This is a genomic window from Tatumella sp. JGM130 (assembly GCF_018257525.1).
Classification (GTDB): Bacteria; Pseudomonadota; Gammaproteobacteria; order Enterobacterales; family Enterobacteriaceae; genus Tatumella; species Tatumella punctata.
In genome coordinates this window covers 140,681-156,429 of record NZ_JAERJS010000005.1, presented here as the reverse complement: position 1 = coordinate 156,429, position 15,749 = coordinate 140,681, and the positions used below count along the sequence as shown (strand labels likewise).

Sequence of the window (15,749 nt, the reverse complement as noted above, 5' to 3'; positions counted from 1 at the left end):
AGAGTGGTTTTACCGTGGTCAACGTGGCCGATAGTACCGACGTTAACGTGTGGTTTGTTACGTTGAAATTGCTCTTTCGCCATGGCGATATTCCTTACGTTATGCCTTCATCACCCGATGAAGGCATCTGTTCAAAATTAAACCGTAGTCTTATTTACTACGAGCTTCAATAACGGCCTGCGCTACGTTGTTCGGCGCATCATCGTACTTCAGGAACTCCATGGAGTAAGAAGCACGACCTTTGGTCAGAGAACGCAACTGAGTCGCGTAACCGAACATTTCAGACAGTGGTACCTCAGCATGAATCTCTACGCCAGTCGCGTTAGATTCCTGCCCTTTCAGCATACCACGACGTCTGCTCAGGTCACCGATGACATCACCAGTATTCTCTTCAGGCGTTTCAACTTCAACCTTCATGATTGGCTCAAGCAGAACCGGAGTTGCTTTCTTAAAGCCATCTTTAAAGGCGATAGATGCAGCCAGTTTAAACGCCAGTTCAGAGGAGTCAACATCATGGTATGAACCAAAGTGCAGACGAACACCCAGATCAACTACCGGATAACCCGCCAGTGGACCTGATTTCAGCTGCTCCTGGATACCTTTATCAACCGCAGGGATGTATTCAGTAGGAATTACACCACCTTTGATGTCGTTGATAAATTCGTAACCGTTCGGGTTAGAACCTGGCTCCAGTGGGTACATGTCGATAACAACATGACCATACTGACCACGACCACCAGACTGCTTCGCGTGTTTACCTTCGATATCAGTAACTTTCGCGCGAATTGCTTCACGGTATGCTACCTGCGGTTTACCAATGTTTGCTTCAACATTGAATTCACGCTTCATACGGTCAACGATGATGTCGAGGTGTAATTCACCCATACCAGCGATAATAGTCTGGTTAGATTCTTCATCAGTCCATACACGGAAAGAAGGATCTTCTTTTGCCAGACGGCCCAGAGCCAGACCCATTTTTTCCTGGTCAGCTTTGGTTTTTGGTTCAACCGCGATAGAGATTACCGGCTCAGGGAATTCCATACGCTCCAGAATAATTGGTGCGCTTGGATCACACAGAGTATCACCTGTAATAACATCTTTCAGGCCGATAGCCGCTGCGATATCACCTGCACGAACTTCGCTGATCTCTTCACGTTTGTTAGCGTGCATCTGAACGATACGGCCAAAACGCTCACGGGCAGATTTTACTGAGTTCAGTACGGTATCACCGGAGTTAACCACACCAGAGTACACGCGGAAGAACGTCAGGTTACCAACAAACGGGTCGGTAGCAATTTTAAATGCCAGCGCAGAGAACGGCTCGTTGTCATCAGCATGACGCTCAGCCGGAGTATCTTTACCGTCATCCAGCATACCTTTAATCGCAGGTACGTCGGTTGGTGAAGGCAGATATTCGATAACCGCATCCAGCATCGCCTGAACACCTTTGTTCTTAAATGCAGAACCACAGGTAACCAGGATGATTTCGTTGTTCAGAACGCGCTGACGCAGAGCCTGTTTGATCTCTTCTTCAGTCAGTTCTTCACCGCCGAGGTATTTCTCCATCAGCTCTTCAGAAGCTTCAGCAGCAGCCTCGACCATGTTCTGGCGCCATTCATCAGCCAGATCGACCATATCAGCAGGGATCTCTTCGTATTCGAAGGTCACGCCAGCGTCTGCTTCGTTCCAGTTGATCGCTTTCATTTTCACCAGGTCAACAACACCGGTGAAACCTTCTTCTGCACCGATTGCTAACTGCAATGGAACAGGGTTTGCGCCCAGACGGCTTTTAATCTGACCAACAACTTTCAGGAAGTTAGCACCCATACGGTCCATTTTGTTAACGAACGCGATGCGTGGAACTTTATATTTGTTAGCCTGGCGCCATACAGTCTCGGACTGAGGCTGAACGCCACCAACCGCACAGTAAACCATTACTGCACCATCCAGAACACGCATTGAACGCTCTACTTCGATAGTAAAGTCAACGTGTCCCGGGGTATCGATAATGTTTACACGGTGTGGTTCAAACTGTTTTGCCATACCAGACCAGAAAGCAGTCGTCGCAGCAGACGTGATGGTAATACCACGTTCCTGTTCCTGAGCCATCCAGTCCATAGTTGCTGCACCATCGTGTACTTCACCGATTTTATGGTTTACACCGGTGTAGAACAGGATACGCTCGGTAGTTGTGGTTTTACCGGCGTCGATGTGTGCACTGATACCGATATTACGGTAGCGGGCAATGGGGGTTGTACGAGCCATTTGATTCCTCTGAATTCCGGACGTTCTATGTAAGTAAACCACGGCGGGTTAGCTACAAGAGCGTCCGCCGGGTTAACAACTACACCGTGGTAATTACCAGCGGTAGTGAGCGAACGCCTTGTTGGCTTCGGCCATACGGTGAACGTCTTCACGTTTCTTCACTGCAGTACCTTTGTTTTCTGCAGCGTCAGAAAGTTCGTTCGCCAGGCGCAAAGCCATAGATTTATCACCGCGTTTACGAGCAGCTTCTACGATCCAGCGCATTGCCAGTGCATTACGACGAACCGGACGGACTTCAACTGGTACCTGATAAGTAGAACCACCGACACGGCGGGATTTAACTTCTACTGTAGGACGCACGTTTTCGAGCGCAATGTCGAAAGCATCCAGTTCAGTTTTACCAGAGCGCTGAGCCAGGGTCTCAAGCGCAGTGTATACGATAGCTTCTGCAGTAGATTTTTTACCATCTACCATCAGAATATTTACAAATTTGGCCAGCAACTCAGATCCGAACTTAGGATCTGGCAGGATTTTACGTTGACCAATCACACGACGACGTGGCATGGAAATTCTCCGTTGATAATTCAGGATTGTCCAAAACTCTACGAGTTTATTCTGACATTTATATTAAAACGTTTGGCCTTACTTAACGGAGTCCATTAAGCCTTAGGCTTCTTCACACCGTATTTAGAACGAGCCTGTTTACGGTCTTTAACACCTGAACAGTCAAGTGCGCCGCGAACGGTGTGGTAACGCACACCTGGCAAGTCTTTAACACGACCGCCACGGATCAGGATCACGGAGTGTTCCTGCAGGTTATGGCCTTCACCACCGATGTACGAAGTTACTTCGAAACCGTTGGTCAGGCGAACACGACATACTTTACGTAATGCGGAGTTCGGTTTTTTAGGAGTGGTAGTATATACACGAGTACAAACACCACGTTTTTGCGGGCATGCTTCCAGCGCAGGCACGTTGCTTTTTGCAACTTTGCGTACGCGTGGTTTGCGAACCAGCTGGTTAACTGTTGCCATTAAATAGCTCCTGGATTTAGCTTTAGCTTCGTAAACACGTAATAAATCGCCTCGCATTTCTACGAGGACGCAGAATTTTAGGGCCCCGTCCAAAAGGTGTCAAGAAATAACCAATACTTCTGTGCTACCAGGTGAACTGTTGCGGGTGCCGGAGGGTTAAATTAACAAACCCGGTGTAGTCTGTTAGCTGCACGCTGGCTGAGGTTTTTTCGCCCAGCCCGCGGGCTGTAATATCTTCCTGCAACACATAAAGTGTTGCGGGCGACTGTAATAATGCAGTAAGGCACTGACTTCCTTCGATAGCTGCCAGCACACCATCCTGTAATAACAGCAGGTCATCACCGGGTGAAAGTAATGCTATCAGCCCCTGTAAATCACACTGCCAGGGAGAGCGCATGAGTGTATGTAGCATCTGCTGTTTATTTCTCAGAATGTGACAATTTTATCAAAATCCGTAAGACGACGACGTAATTCGCAGGTATCCAGCACTTCAGCAGGCAATACCCAGTCGCTGTCATCAGGAATTCCACGGCAGACCAGTGACTCTCTGCACAGGTAGTACTGTTCGATGTCATACAATGGCAGTACACCGAAGGTCGCAATATAATTACGCGACAGAATCTGTTCTGGCTGCTGTTCGGGCAATAGTTGCAGAACACCGTCGCCGATAAAAAACAGAGCGCACTGGTCATTAAGGGCTGCTGTCGCCAGCAGCGCATCCAGCCCTTCCCTGCCGGCACTGCTGCCATGGGGAGCGGACATAAATACAAAGGCAACTTTATTCATCAGAATTGTACCAGCCGATCACAGGTCAGGGCCGCTTCAGCAAAAGCACCCAGCCCGCTCAGAGTAAAACCGGACTGTAAATTGTCTGCGGGTAATTGCAGGCGCGCCGATTCAGACGCATCAGCCACACCACGCCTGAGCGCTGCAGCCACACAGATATGCAGGCCAATACCATGCTGCAGATGCAGATGCTGCCATTCCCGCACCATATCAGTTTCATCACTGGCAGGCGAAACCAGCCGATTGGCATTCAGTACCCCTTCACGGTAAAAAAACACGCTCTCAAGTTGCTGGCCCGCCTGCAGTAATGCTCTGGCAAACAATAAGGCACTGGATGACTGCTGTGTCCCGTAGGGGGCACCGGTCACCAGCAGTGAGTAACGCATCAGCGTTCACCTCCGTGAAAATCACCGTTTTTAAACTGGCGGATGTACAGGTAAACAGTGTGTTTGGAAATTTCTAACCGGTCAGCCACCTGGTTAATCGCATCTTTAATGTCAAAGATACCTTTTTCATACAGATTCAGTACTATCTGGCGATTTTTTGCATTATTGGAAACATTGCGATCATTGGTCACTTCTTCAATGGTAAATTCCATCGTCTGGGCCACCAGATCATCTACTGAACTTGCAAAGTTAACACTCGAGTCTACCTGATGCAGTTCCGGAGGCATAAAGGTCGACATGATCTGTGAAAAAGGCACATCCAGATTCATATTGATACATAACAGCCCGATCACCCGCTGACTATGATTACGGATAGCAATAGTGACTGATTTCATCAGTACACCACTTTTGGCACGGGTAAAGTAAGCACGGGAGACATTACTTTTTTCACCCTGCAGATCATGCAACATTCTCAGGGCAAGATCCGTGATAGGTGAGCCGACCTGTCTGCCGGTATGCTCACCGTTGGCAATCCGGATTGCCGAACATTTCAGATTATCCAGCGAGTGCAGCACTATCTCACAATGAGAACCAATCAGCATGGCCAGCCCGTCAACAACCGATTCATATGATTTCAGAATGTCATAGTCTGCCGGTTCAAACGGATACCGTTCCGGGAGTTCGTAATCAGCGATATCGCCGGGATTAAAAGGATTAGACATTACAGATATTACCCCAGGTAGCTGGAGCCTGTCATAAGCACAGCCGGGCAGACTCAAAAACTATAAATAATTGAAATATCAGTCTGGCAAATGTCGATCACTTAAGCCAGCCCTTTTAGCGCGGCGGGGTAAAGAACCGCCGCAGAGGTGCGGCGGTGTAAAACAATTACTGAGCCGGGGTGGCAGCAGCTGCCGGCGCTTTTGCCGCATTATCCGCTTTAGGTGCTGGTTTAATATCCAGCAACTCAACTTCAAAGACTAAGGTTGAATTTGGCGGAATACCAGGCACACCGTTCTGACCGTAAGCCAGATCTGGCGGGATGACCAGCTCAATTTTACCGCCTTTCTTCACGTGTTTGAGACCTTCAGTCCAGCCCGGGATAACACCGTCCAGACGGAAAGATAATGGCTCACCACGTTTGTAAGAGTTATCAAACTCGGTACCGTTAATCAGGGTACCTTTGTAGTTAACCACAACCGTATCGCTATCAACTGGCGCGTTACCGGTGCCCTCTTTTTCTACTTTATACAGCAGCCCGCTGGCGGTTTTTTTCACGCCGGCTTGTTTTGCGAATTTGGCAGCAAAAGCATCACCTTTTTCGGCATTCTCTTTGGCATCTTTTTCCATTTTCGCCTGAGCGGCCGCTTTCACATGACCTTCGAAGGTCTTCAGGGTCTGTTCGATTTCAGCATCAGACAGTTTGCTCTTACCGGCAAAGGCATCCTGAACACCTGCGATCAGGAATTTTTTGTCCAGCTTGATACCAAGCTTCTCTTGTTCCTTCAGAGAATTGTCCATGTAGCGACCTAAGGAAGCACCCAGCGCATAAGCAGACTGCTGCGTCTGATCTTTAAATGCAGCATTTGCAGGTGCCTGCTCAGTGGTTTTGGCTGACGTGTCAGCAGCCATAACCACAGGTGCATTCAGCGCAACGGCTAAAGTGGTCGCTAACAATGAGACTTTAAACAATGATTTCATCCATATCTCCCAACCGAAGTATCAGACCCCGGTGATTATTGTGTTTTCATTACCCACACTATAACGGTATATCACGGTGTAACACACCATCATCACGATCATTCTCTGTTAACCTCCGACCTTTTTTGCGTCAGGAAGTTTCAAAGGATATTGGGCTGAAAAGAGAATTTTCAAGGTCACCGCATACTGAGAGACAAAAATCAGCCAGATCCTGACAGCAGTGCTCGAATAATCGCAGCAGATAACGCATCATGGCGCAGAAACGAAATAATGAGGAAATATAATGCAAGCGTCCGAATGGGAAAAACGTCTGGAAGCGCTTGAAAGCAAGATTGCTTTTCAGGAACAGACCATCGAAGAGCTGAACCAGATTGTCGTCAGACATGAACTTGAGATGGGAAAAATACGGGAGCAGTTCCGCATGCTGGTTGATAAAGTAAAAACAGCCGCGCCTTCATTGCTGGCCCCGCAGTCAGAAGAGACACCACCGCCTCATTACTGACCAGAGCAGACAGCCACCGGACGGTGGCTGTCTGTATTAGCAGGGATTAGTGGTGGCAGCCACAGCCGCCGGTACCGCATCCTTCCTGACCGTGGTCATGGTCGTGATCATGCCCGTGATCGTGCCCGTTCTCACCGTGAACGTGCCCATGGGCCAGCTCTTCTGCGGTCGCTTCGCGGATAGCCATCACTTCCACATTGAAGCTCAGGTTCTGGCCTGCCAGCATATGGTTACCGTCAACAACCACAAAATCATCACCGACTTCGGTAATTTCTACCGGTACCGGACCCTGATCAGTTTCTGCCAGGAAACGCATACCCGGCTGCAGTTCATCAACACCGACAAAAACATCTTTCGGTACACGCTGCACCAGATTGTCATCAAACTGGCCGTAGGCATCATCCGCAGCAATATTCACATCAAATTTATCGCCAGGCTCATGATTTTCCAGTGCTTTTTCCAGACCAGAAATCAGGGAACCATGACCGTGCAGATATTCCAGCGGCGCATTTGCCGGTGATTCATCAACTAATACGCCATCTTCTGTACGTACCTGATACGCCAGACTTACTACCAGGTCTTTTGCTACTTTCATGATATCTCCTAACCGTTGAGAGCTTAATTCCCGTCTCATTGGTTTATTCTTGCCTGCAATAACACCAACCAGAAAGGTCCTGACCGGAAAAAAATCGGGTTAATTTCCTCTCCGGTCTTAATGGCGCTGATTGTAGCGAAATTCAATCCCACTGTAAGTTTCAGTGTGAAAAAAAACAAAAAACCGCATTATTCAGGGGTAAATACGCCAATAATCTGCTCATGCTGACGAATATTACCGGCAATCGCTTTTTCGGCTTCCCGCATCTGATGACCACATTTCACACATTCGACAACATCAATACTGTTTTCCTGCCACATGGCAAGAGTGTCTTTTTGCTGACAATGGGGGCAAACAGCACCGGCAATAAAACGTTTACGCATTTCAGCTCCAGCTTGCTATGTTTATCGGAAAGTAATCACATCACGGTGGTTAGCCGGGTTCATCCCAGCCATCAAACTGTTGTTTTTCTTTCTGCATTTCCCGATTAAAAATATCTTCCAGTTCACGACGGGCTTCACGCACACGGGAAATCTGCCCGTTATCCTCATGGTTCGGCATCAGCTCACGCAGCATCCGCATATCCAGACGGCGGAAGTGTAACTGGGCACGCATCGCCTGATGCGGATGCATTCCAAGCGTAATCAGTGTCTTACGTCCGAGTTCCAGTGCACTGGAAAAGGTTTCACGACTGAACTGCGTCACTCCGGCCTGCAGCAGTTCATGGGCTTCGACACGTCCGCGGGCACGGGCAAGAATTTTCAGATGCGGGAAATGATGCTGACATAACTGTACAATCGTCATTGCATCTTCGGGATCATTACAGGTCACCACAATAGACTGTGCCCCTTCAGCTCCGGCAGCCCGTAATAATTCAAGTTCGGTCGCATCGCCGTAATAGACTTTATAGCCATATTTTCGCATCAGACTGACCGCACTGATGTCCCGCTCCAGTACCGTAATACGGGTATTATTCGCCATCAGCAACCGGCCAATAACCTGACCAAAACGGCCAAACCCGACCACAATCACCTGAGGCTGATCATCTTCGACATAATGTTTTTCATTATTTTCATCACCGGATTTATTGAAGCGACGGACCAGTATTTTATCCACCCCTTGCATCAGCAACGGGGTCGTCATCATGGATAATGTGACCGTGACCAGCAACAATGGCAACTGTTCTCCTGAGAACAAGTGTGCCGATGCCGCGCCAGAGAATAAAACAAAAGCAAATTCCCCACCCTGACTTAACACACCGGAAAACTGTAACCGTTCTGAACTGCGTAAACCGTAAATACGGGCCAGAGAATAGAGGACCAGTGTTTTAACGGCGACCAGCACCAGTACTGCGACCAGAATTTCAATAATATGGGTGTACAGCACCCCCAGGTTCAGGGCCATACCGACAGAAATAAAGAATAACCCCAGTAATAGCCCTTTAAACGGCTCAATCGCCACCTCAAGCTCATGACGGTATTCACTTTCTGCCAGTAATACCCCGGCAATAAAGGTCCCCAGCGCCATTGACAGCCCCAGTGCATCCATAAATACGGCTGATCCAATAACCAGTAATAATGCGGCAGCCGTAAACACTTCCCGGACGCCGGAGGCCGCAATAAAACGGAAAATAGGTTTCAGCAAAAAGCGCCCGCCAATCAACATGCCGGCAAACGCCAGCACTTTCATACCGACTTTTATCCAGTCGGTAGGGTGGTGGCCATCACTGCCTGCCAGTAAAGGTATCAGTGCCAGGGCGGGGATAACCGCCAAATCCTGAAACAATAATACTGAGAAACCAAGCTGTCCGGATTCACTGCGATTCATCCCTTTATCGCGCATTAACTGAAGCGCCATCGCGGTCGAGGACATCGCCAGACCAATCCCCCCGATCAGGGCCGCCTGCCATGAGAAGTCAGTCAGCCACAGTAACCCTCCGAGGATAACAGCAGAGAAAATAACCTGAGCAGCACCTACACCAAATATTGAACGACGCAGCTCCCAGAGTTTGCCAGGGTTCAGCTCCAGCCCGATGATAAACATCAGGAAAACAACGCCAAGTTCAGAAAAGTGCAGAATCTCGTCGACATCACTGATCAGCCCGATACCCCAGGGGCCGATAGCAATCCCGGCCAGCAGATACCCCAGAACCGCGCCAATACCAATCCGTGCAGCAATCGGTACCGCAACCACTGCTGCACCCAAATAAATAACACCTGCGGTTAACAGGCCCGGACCTTCCATCAAATAACCCCCTGAGGTAACGGCTGAGACAACCAGTCATGATAAGCACTGGCATAGGTTTGCATTGCCTTTGCCGTCTGACGTCTGGCGCAGTAAATCACCATTGGTGTGAGCCAGTGCATGCGACAGGTTTGTGCGGTCAGTTCAAAAGGACGCATGATTTCGGTCATCGGATAACGGTTAAGCCCGTGCTGATGATAGGCCGTTTCAGGCTCTCCGGTAGTGACGACACTGCGCCAGTACTTTCCGGCAAGTGCATGCTCCCCACTGCCGGTGGCGAAGCCCCGCGACAATACCCGGTCAAACCACTCCTTCAGTAACGCAGGACAGCTGTAGGTATATAACGGGTGCTGAAAAACGATAATGTCATGTTCACGTAATAGCTGTTGTTCGTAATGAATGTCGATGAAAAAATCAGGATAAAATGCATACAGATCATGCACAGTCACGTTTTCCTGCCGCTTTGCGGTCTCCAGTAAGACCCTGTTTGCCACCGACTCCTGTGATTCCGGATGAGCATAAAGCAGCAGGATTTTAGGCTGTGTTGACATTGTTCTCCTCCAAATCATCGTCACGGATAACTATTTCAGCTACCATGCAGCACATTACGAAATATTCTGTTTAATCGCTGGTTCATTTTAGCTGATAATTTAACATATTCTGACGATACGGCGCTTATGATTGTCTTCTCTTCGCTACAAATTCGACGCGGTACCCGGGTACTGCTGGAAAACGCTTCCGCCACCATTAACCCCGGACAGAAGGTCGGTCTGGTCGGGAAAAATGGTTGCGGGAAGTCCACCCTGCTGTCTCTGCTGAAAGGTGAAATTAACAGTGATGCCGGTCATGTTAATTTTCCTGGTAACTGGTCGCTGGCCTGGGTAAATCAGGAAACGCCGGCGCTGGATCAGGCAGCTATCGAATACGTAATTGACTGAGACAGAGAGTTTCGCCAGCTGGAAAATGCTCTGGCGCAAGCAAATGCAGAAAATGACGGTAATAAGATTGCGTTACTGCACGGAAAACTGGATGCCATTCAGTCCTGGACCATACAGTCACGGGCTGCCAGCCTGCTACACGGTTTAGGATTCAGTCAGCAGCAATTACAGTCTCCGGTAAAAGATTTTTCAGGTGGCTGGAGAATGCGCCTGAACCTGGCCCAGGCCCTGATTTGCCGATCAGATTTGTTATTGCTTGACGAACCGACCAACCACCTGGATCTTGATGCTGTTATCTGGCTGGAGCGCTGGCTGAAAAGTTATACCGGCACACTGATACTGATTTCACATGACCGTGACTTTCTCGACCCGACCGTTAACAAGATTCTGCATATTGAGCAGGAAGATTTGGTCGAATACACGGGTAATTACAGTGATTTCGAACGTCAGCGGGCAACAAAACTCGCCCAGCAGCAGGCACTTTACCAAAGCCAGCAAGCCCGGGTAGAGCACTTACAGCACTATATCGATCGTTTCAGAGCCAAAGCCACCAAAGCAAGACAGGCCCAGAGCCGGATCAAAATGCTGGAGAAAATGGAACTGATTGCCCCGGCACATGTGGATAACCCCTTCAGTTTCAGTTTTTTGCCGCCGGAAAGCCTGCCAAATCCATTACTCAAAATGGAGAAAGTAACGGCCGGTTATGGCGAAAAAGTGATTCTGAATTCGATAAAACTTAACCTGGTTCCCGGTTCACGTATTGGCTTACTTGGCCGTAACGGCGCAGGAAAATCTACGTTAATCAAATTACTGGCTGGCGATCTGGCACCGCAGCAAGGTGAAGTAACGCTGGCTAAAGGTATTAAGCTGGGTTATTTCGCCCAGCATCAACTGGAATATTTACGGGCAGATGAATCGCCATTACAACACCTGCAACGCCAGGCACCGCGGGTGCTGGAACAGCAACTGAGGGACTACCTCGGGGGCTTTGGTTTCCAGGGCGACAAAGTCAAAGAGGCTACAGGGCGATTCTCCGGCGGCGAAAAAGCACGGCTGGTACTGGCACTAGTGGTCTGGGAACGTCCGAACTTACTGCTGCTGGATGAACCGACCAACCACCTTGACCTGGATATGCGTCAGGCGCTGACCGAAGCGCTGATGGATTACGAAGGAGCATTAGTCGTGGTGTCCCATGACAGGCACCTGATTCGTGCCACCACCGATGACCTGTATCTGGTTGACGCGGGTAATGTCGATGTATTTGATGGTGACCTGGATGATTATCAGCAGTGGCTGACAAATCAGCAAAAAAACAGTACACCACCTGAAGAGGTAAAATCCGCGTCAGGTAACAGTGCTCAGGCCCGTAAGGACCAGAAAAGGCGCGAAGCAGAGCTGCGTATCCAAACCCAGCCACTGCGTAAAAAGACAGAACAGCTGGAAAAACGCATGACGGTCCTGCAAACCACACTCAGCGAAAATGAACAGTTACTCAGCCAGCCGGGAATTTACGAGCAGGAGAGAAAAACTGAGTTAACTGCCGCCCTGAAAATACAGGCAGAAAGCCAGTCAGAGCTGGAAGAGTGCGAAATGGAATGGCTGGAATTGCAGGAACAACTGGAAACAATAAGCTCCGCAGCATCCTGAGGCCGGGCAGGCCCCGGGGGTCTGCAGGACACAGCCTGCGACGTCGGATCCGTGCGCCCGCAGAGAAATTACCAACAATTACATGACAGACCGACTCTGATTTATTTAAAATCCATCGGTCATCATGACCTGTGTGGAGTCTCCGGCGGTTATTCCCTGGTTCGGCGGTATTACAGCCAGATAAGGATCACACAGGATGCGGTAAGCAGCCCCATGCAGATATTAAATATTTTCCAGGCGCGGGGGCTTTTCAGCCAGCGTCCGATAAACGAACCAAAGCTAAGCCAGATAATACCGGCCACAATATTCACCAGGAACATTGCAAAGCTGATCGCCAGCACCGATGAATGATACTGAGCACCTGCAAGACTAAAACTGGCTACCGCGCCCAGTGACATCAGCCAGGCTTTAGGGTTAATTAACTGCAGTATCCCTCCCTGCCAGAAAGGCATGGCTTTCCCGGGAACCGACAGATTACTGATATCCAGCTCTTCATAAGGCGCACTGGCAATTTTCCAGGAAAGCCAGAGTAAGTACAGGCTGCCCGCAATTTTCAGCAATAAATGAATAGCAGGATAGACCAGAATAAGACCGCCAATACCGAAGGCAACCATAAGCAGCATAATCTGCATGCCCAGCATAATGCCAAGCATTAACGGAAATGAGCGAATAAAACCAAAGTTGGCACCGGATGCAGTAAGTAACATATTATTAGGGCCGGGTGTTATTGCTGCAACCCAAAGAAAACCCAGTAGCGAGAGAAATAATCCCATTTCCATGCGTGACACCATTCCTGTCTCAGGATTAAATTAACCTTTGAAACTATACAGTGAGTTATGGATCAGACAAGACCCGATGGTATGAAAATTTGTCGTAATACAGGTGAGGAATTTACCCCAATTCCTCAGCTGAAAAACCCTCATATCCAGACCCTTCTGCCAAGGATCCTGCGCCGGATTGTGCGGATTAAGCCTTACTGGCAGCGGCTTGAACTACCTGACGGTGATTTTGTCGATCTGGCATGGAGTGAAAATCCGCAACATGCACAACATAAGTCACGTGCTGTTATTTTTCACGGACTCGAAGGTAGTATCAACAGCCCTTATGCTCACGGGCTGCTGTCAGCATTTAAGAAACGGGGCTGGCTGGGGGTGGTGATGCACTTCCGGGGCTGCAGCGGTGAGTCGAACCGGAAAAAACAAAACTATCACTCCGGGGATTTTGCTGACGCCAGTTATTTCCTGCGCTGGATGCAACAAACGATGGGACCGGCACCGACTGCCGCCACCGGGTTTTCACTGGGCGGAAATATGCTGGCTTGTATGATGGGCTCCCTGGGCAGTGACTGTCTGTTGGATGCCGGCGTTATCGTGTCGGCCCCTTTAATGCTGGAGCCCTGCAGTTCTAAGCTGGAACAGGGCTTTTCGCGTTTTTATCAGTTCTATCTGCTGTCGCAGATGAAAAAAAGTGTTCGCCGGAAACTGAAAGCATATCCCGGCCTGCTGGATATCTCTCTCGAACGCCTGAATAGCATTCACCGGCTAAGGGATTTCGATGATGAAATTACGTCTAAAAACCATGGATTTACCGATGCAACCGACTATTATCGTCGTGCAAGCGGCATGCCGCTGCTTTCCGGCGTCGAAAAACCGTTACTGATTATCCATGCCCGGGATGATCCTTTTATGGTGCCTGATGTCATTCCCAATCCGGAGCATCTGTCACCGAGCATTACCTACCAGCTCTGTCAGTACGGTGGCCACGTTGGTTTCGTCAGTGGTACCCTGACCCGCCCGGTCATGTGGCTGGAGCATCGTATCCCTCAATGGCTTTCAACCTGGCTGGATAAATAATTGTGATCATTCCATGGCAGCAAATAGATCCTGATACGCTGAATAATCTGATTGAGTCTTTTGTCCTCAGAGAAGGCACAGACTATGGTGAACAGGAGCGTTCATTGTCAGAAAAAACGGCCGATATTCACCGGCAGCTCACCGCCGGGGAAATCGTCGTGGTGTGGTCGGAATTACATGAGTCAGTCACACTGATGCCAGCGCGTAATTTCGGTTAACCGCGGATTTGTCCCGTACTACGACAGATGACACCCGCGGCCAGACATGTTAACAATGCTGTCAGCCGTATTGGTTCAGGGAGCATAACGTTATGTCAGCAAGGCATCCTATCATTGCCGTTACCGGTTCCAGCGGTGCCGGAACAAGTACTACCAGCCTCGCCTTTCGTAAAATTTTCCAGCAACTGAATATCCGTGCCGCAGAAGTGGAAGGAGACAGTTTTCACCGGTATAGCCGGCCAGAGATGGATGTTGCTATCCGCAAAGCACGGGATCTGGGGAGGCATATCAGTTATTTTGGGCCCGAGGCCAATGACTTCTCTCTGCTGGAACAGACCTTTACCGAATATGCCCGCCAGGGTACCGGTCGCTCACGTAAATATTTACATACCTATGATGAAGCAGTGCCCTGGAAACAGCAGCCCGGTACCTTCACCCCCTGGCAACCTTTACCGGAGAATACGGATGTCTTGTTCTATGAAGGATTACACGGCGGTATTGTTACCGGACAACACAACGTTGCTGACAAAGTTGATTTGATGGTCGGTGTGGTACCGATCGTTAATCTGGAATGGATTCAGAAACTGGTCAGAGACACCGGCGAACGCGGCCACTCCCGTGAAGCGGTGATGGATTCGGTGGTACGGTCGATGGATGACTATATTAACTATATCACTCCGCAATTTTCCCGGACCCATATTAACTTTCAGCGGGTACCGACGGTTGATACGTCTAATCCGTTCTCAGCAAAGACCATCCCTTCACTGGATGAGAGTTTGGTGGTGATCCATTTCCGGGGGTTGGAAGAGATTAATTTCCCGTATTTACTGGCGATGATCCACGGGGCATTTATTTCACATATCAATACGCTGGTCGTGCCGGGAGGCAAGATGGGGCTGGCCATGGAGCTGATTATGACACCGCTGGTGAAACAATTGATCGAACAGCGCGCTCCCCGCTAATACGTCCGGATGCCAGACAGCATCCGGACACCATGAACTTACAGACTTATCACTTCAACACTGTGGGTAACATCAACCCCTTTACCCAGCATTAAAGCAACCGAGCAATATTTTTCAGCCGAAAGTGAAACTGCACGCTCTACCGCTGTATCGGCCAGGTTATGCCCGGTGACAATAAAGTGAAGATTAATATGGGTAAACAGACGCGGCGCTTCTTCGCGACGCTGCGATGTCAGTTTAACTTCACAGTCTGTCACATCATGACGGCCTTTCTGCAAAATAGACACCACGTCAATGGCACTACAGCTTCCGGTAGCCATCAAAACCATTTCCATCGGGCTGGGAGCTTTGTCACCGGCATTACCATCCATAAGGACCTGATGTCCCGAGGCTGATTCCCCGATAAAACTCAACCCTTCAACCCATTTTACGCGTGCCTGCATTGTTCTTACTCTCAGTTTATTAAATATCTGTCAGATTACTCCTTCACAGGATAAACGGCAATCTGCGGGCAATGACCCGGGCCAGACAATACAACAGGAGACAGTTTCCTCAGGGTATGCTACAAACAGAGGGGTAGATAATTTTTACCCGATTACAACCATGGCAAAACGGTCG

Annotated in this window: 19 protein-coding genes and 1 pseudogene; 5 read left to right on the top strand and 15 right to left on the bottom strand. The window is 49.3% G+C overall.

The window, feature by feature from the left end; genetic code table 11:
- From JK211_RS04220 to fkpA, 9 genes are all read right to left on the bottom strand, one after another.
- Positions 1–83, bottom strand: an 83-nt coding sequence (locus tag JK211_RS04220; RefSeq protein ID WP_249213279.1) for a GTP-binding protein, incomplete at its 3' end; no start/stop codon positions are given.
- Between the two features lie 67 nt (positions 84–150).
- Complete coding sequence (gene fusA / locus JK211_RS04215) at positions 151–2,265, bottom strand: elongation factor G (protein ID WP_212707419.1); 2,115 nt, start codon at positions 2,263–2,265, stop codon at positions 151–153.
- A 93-nt stretch (positions 2,266–2,358) separates the two neighbouring features.
- Positions 2,359–2,829, bottom strand: a complete 471-nt coding sequence (rpsG, locus tag JK211_RS04210; protein WP_038016579.1) for a 30S ribosomal protein S7 — start codon at positions 2,827–2,829, stop codon at positions 2,359–2,361.
- A gap of 95 nt (positions 2,830–2,924) precedes the next feature.
- Positions 2,925–3,299, bottom strand: coding sequence for a 30S ribosomal protein S12 (rpsL, locus tag JK211_RS04205; RefSeq protein WP_003852912.1), 375 nt, complete (start codon positions 3,297–3,299; stop codon positions 2,925–2,927).
- 124 nt (positions 3,300–3,423) lie between these two features.
- Entirely contained in the window at positions 3,424–3,711 is a 288-nt protein-coding gene (gene tusB, locus JK211_RS04200; RefSeq protein ID WP_212707418.1) for a sulfurtransferase complex subunit TusB, read from the bottom strand.
- A 14-nt stretch (positions 3,712–3,725) separates the two neighbouring features.
- Positions 3,726–4,091, bottom strand: coding sequence for a sulfurtransferase complex subunit TusC (tusC, locus tag JK211_RS04195; RefSeq protein WP_343877300.1), 366 nt, complete (start codon positions 4,089–4,091; stop codon positions 3,726–3,728).
- A complete protein-coding gene (gene tusD, locus JK211_RS04190; RefSeq protein WP_212707416.1) occupies positions 4,085–4,471 on the bottom strand; it encodes a sulfurtransferase complex subunit TusD in 387 nt (128 codons plus the stop codon). Before tusD ends, tusC begins: the two co-directional genes overlap by 7 nt.
- Positions 4,471–5,193, bottom strand: coding sequence for a transcriptional regulator (locus JK211_RS04185; RefSeq protein ID WP_212707415.1), 723 nt, complete (start codon positions 5,191–5,193; stop codon positions 4,471–4,473). Before JK211_RS04185 ends, tusD begins: the two co-directional genes overlap by 1 nt.
- Positions 5,194–5,359: 166 nt before the next feature.
- Positions 5,360–6,172: an FKBP-type peptidyl-prolyl cis-trans isomerase gene (fkpA, locus tag JK211_RS04180; protein WP_212707414.1), complete on the bottom strand. Its 813-nt coding sequence runs from the start codon at positions 6,170–6,172 to the stop codon at positions 5,360–5,362.
- 283 nt (positions 6,173–6,455) lie between these two features.
- On the opposite strand from fkpA, the gene JK211_RS04175 reads away from it, so the two are divergent.
- Positions 6,456–6,674, top strand: coding sequence for a SlyX family protein (locus tag JK211_RS04175; RefSeq protein WP_212707413.1), 219 nt, complete (start codon positions 6,456–6,458; stop codon positions 6,672–6,674).
- 46 nt (positions 6,675–6,720) lie between these two features.
- Here the strand turns inward: JK211_RS04175 and slyD are convergent, their stop codons facing one another.
- The 4 genes from slyD to kefG form a co-directional block, all read right to left on the bottom strand.
- Positions 6,721–7,269, bottom strand: a complete 549-nt coding sequence (slyD, locus tag JK211_RS04170; RefSeq protein WP_212707412.1) for a peptidylprolyl isomerase — start codon at positions 7,267–7,269, stop codon at positions 6,721–6,723.
- A gap of 188 nt (positions 7,270–7,457) precedes the next feature.
- Positions 7,458–7,652, bottom strand: a complete 195-nt coding sequence (locus JK211_RS04165; protein WP_212707411.1) for a YheV family putative zinc ribbon protein — start codon at positions 7,650–7,652, stop codon at positions 7,458–7,460.
- Between the two features lie 49 nt (positions 7,653–7,701).
- Complete coding sequence (gene kefB, locus JK211_RS04160; RefSeq protein WP_212707432.1) at positions 7,702–9,513, bottom strand: glutathione-regulated potassium-efflux system protein KefB; 1,812 nt, start codon at positions 9,511–9,513, stop codon at positions 7,702–7,704.
- Positions 9,513–10,064, bottom strand: coding sequence for a glutathione-regulated potassium-efflux system ancillary protein KefG (gene kefG, locus JK211_RS04155; protein ID WP_212707410.1), 552 nt, complete (start codon positions 10,062–10,064; stop codon positions 9,513–9,515). Before kefG ends, kefB begins: the two co-directional genes overlap by 1 nt.
- A 126-nt stretch (positions 10,065–10,190) precedes the next feature.
- Here kefG and JK211_RS04150 point away from each other — a divergent pair.
- Positions 10,191–12,098 (top strand): annotated as a pseudogene (locus tag JK211_RS04150) (ABC transporter ATP-binding protein).
- Positions 12,099–12,268: 170 nt separating this feature from the next.
- Here the strand turns inward: JK211_RS04150 and JK211_RS04145 are convergent.
- Positions 12,269–12,877 (bottom strand): LysE family translocator, encoded by a 609-nt coding sequence (locus tag JK211_RS04145; protein WP_212707409.1) that lies wholly within the window; start codon positions 12,875–12,877, stop codon positions 12,269–12,271.
- 57 nt (positions 12,878–12,934) lie between these two features.
- Between JK211_RS04145 and JK211_RS04140 the strand changes: the two genes are divergently transcribed.
- The 3 genes from JK211_RS04140 (at position 12,935) to JK211_RS04130 (ending at position 15,131) form a co-directional block, all read left to right on the top strand.
- Positions 12,935–13,951: a hydrolase gene (locus tag JK211_RS04140; protein ID WP_212707408.1), complete on the top strand. Its 1,017-nt coding sequence runs from the start codon at positions 12,935–12,937 to the stop codon at positions 13,949–13,951.
- A 2-nt stretch (positions 13,952–13,953) separates the two neighbouring features.
- Positions 13,954–14,169: a YheU family protein gene (locus tag JK211_RS04135; protein WP_212707407.1), complete on the top strand. Its 216-nt coding sequence runs from the start codon at positions 13,954–13,956 to the stop codon at positions 14,167–14,169.
- A gap of 92 nt (positions 14,170–14,261) precedes the next feature.
- Positions 14,262–15,131, top strand: a complete 870-nt coding sequence (locus tag JK211_RS04130; RefSeq protein ID WP_212707406.1) for a phosphoribulokinase — start codon at positions 14,262–14,264, stop codon at positions 15,129–15,131.
- A 38-nt stretch (positions 15,132–15,169) separates the two neighbouring features.
- On the opposite strand, the gene JK211_RS04125 is transcribed toward JK211_RS04130, so the two are convergent.
- Positions 15,170–15,574: an OsmC family protein gene (locus tag JK211_RS04125; protein ID WP_212707405.1), complete on the bottom strand. Its 405-nt coding sequence runs from the start codon at positions 15,572–15,574 to the stop codon at positions 15,170–15,172.
- Positions 15,575–15,749: the final 175 nt, after the last annotated feature.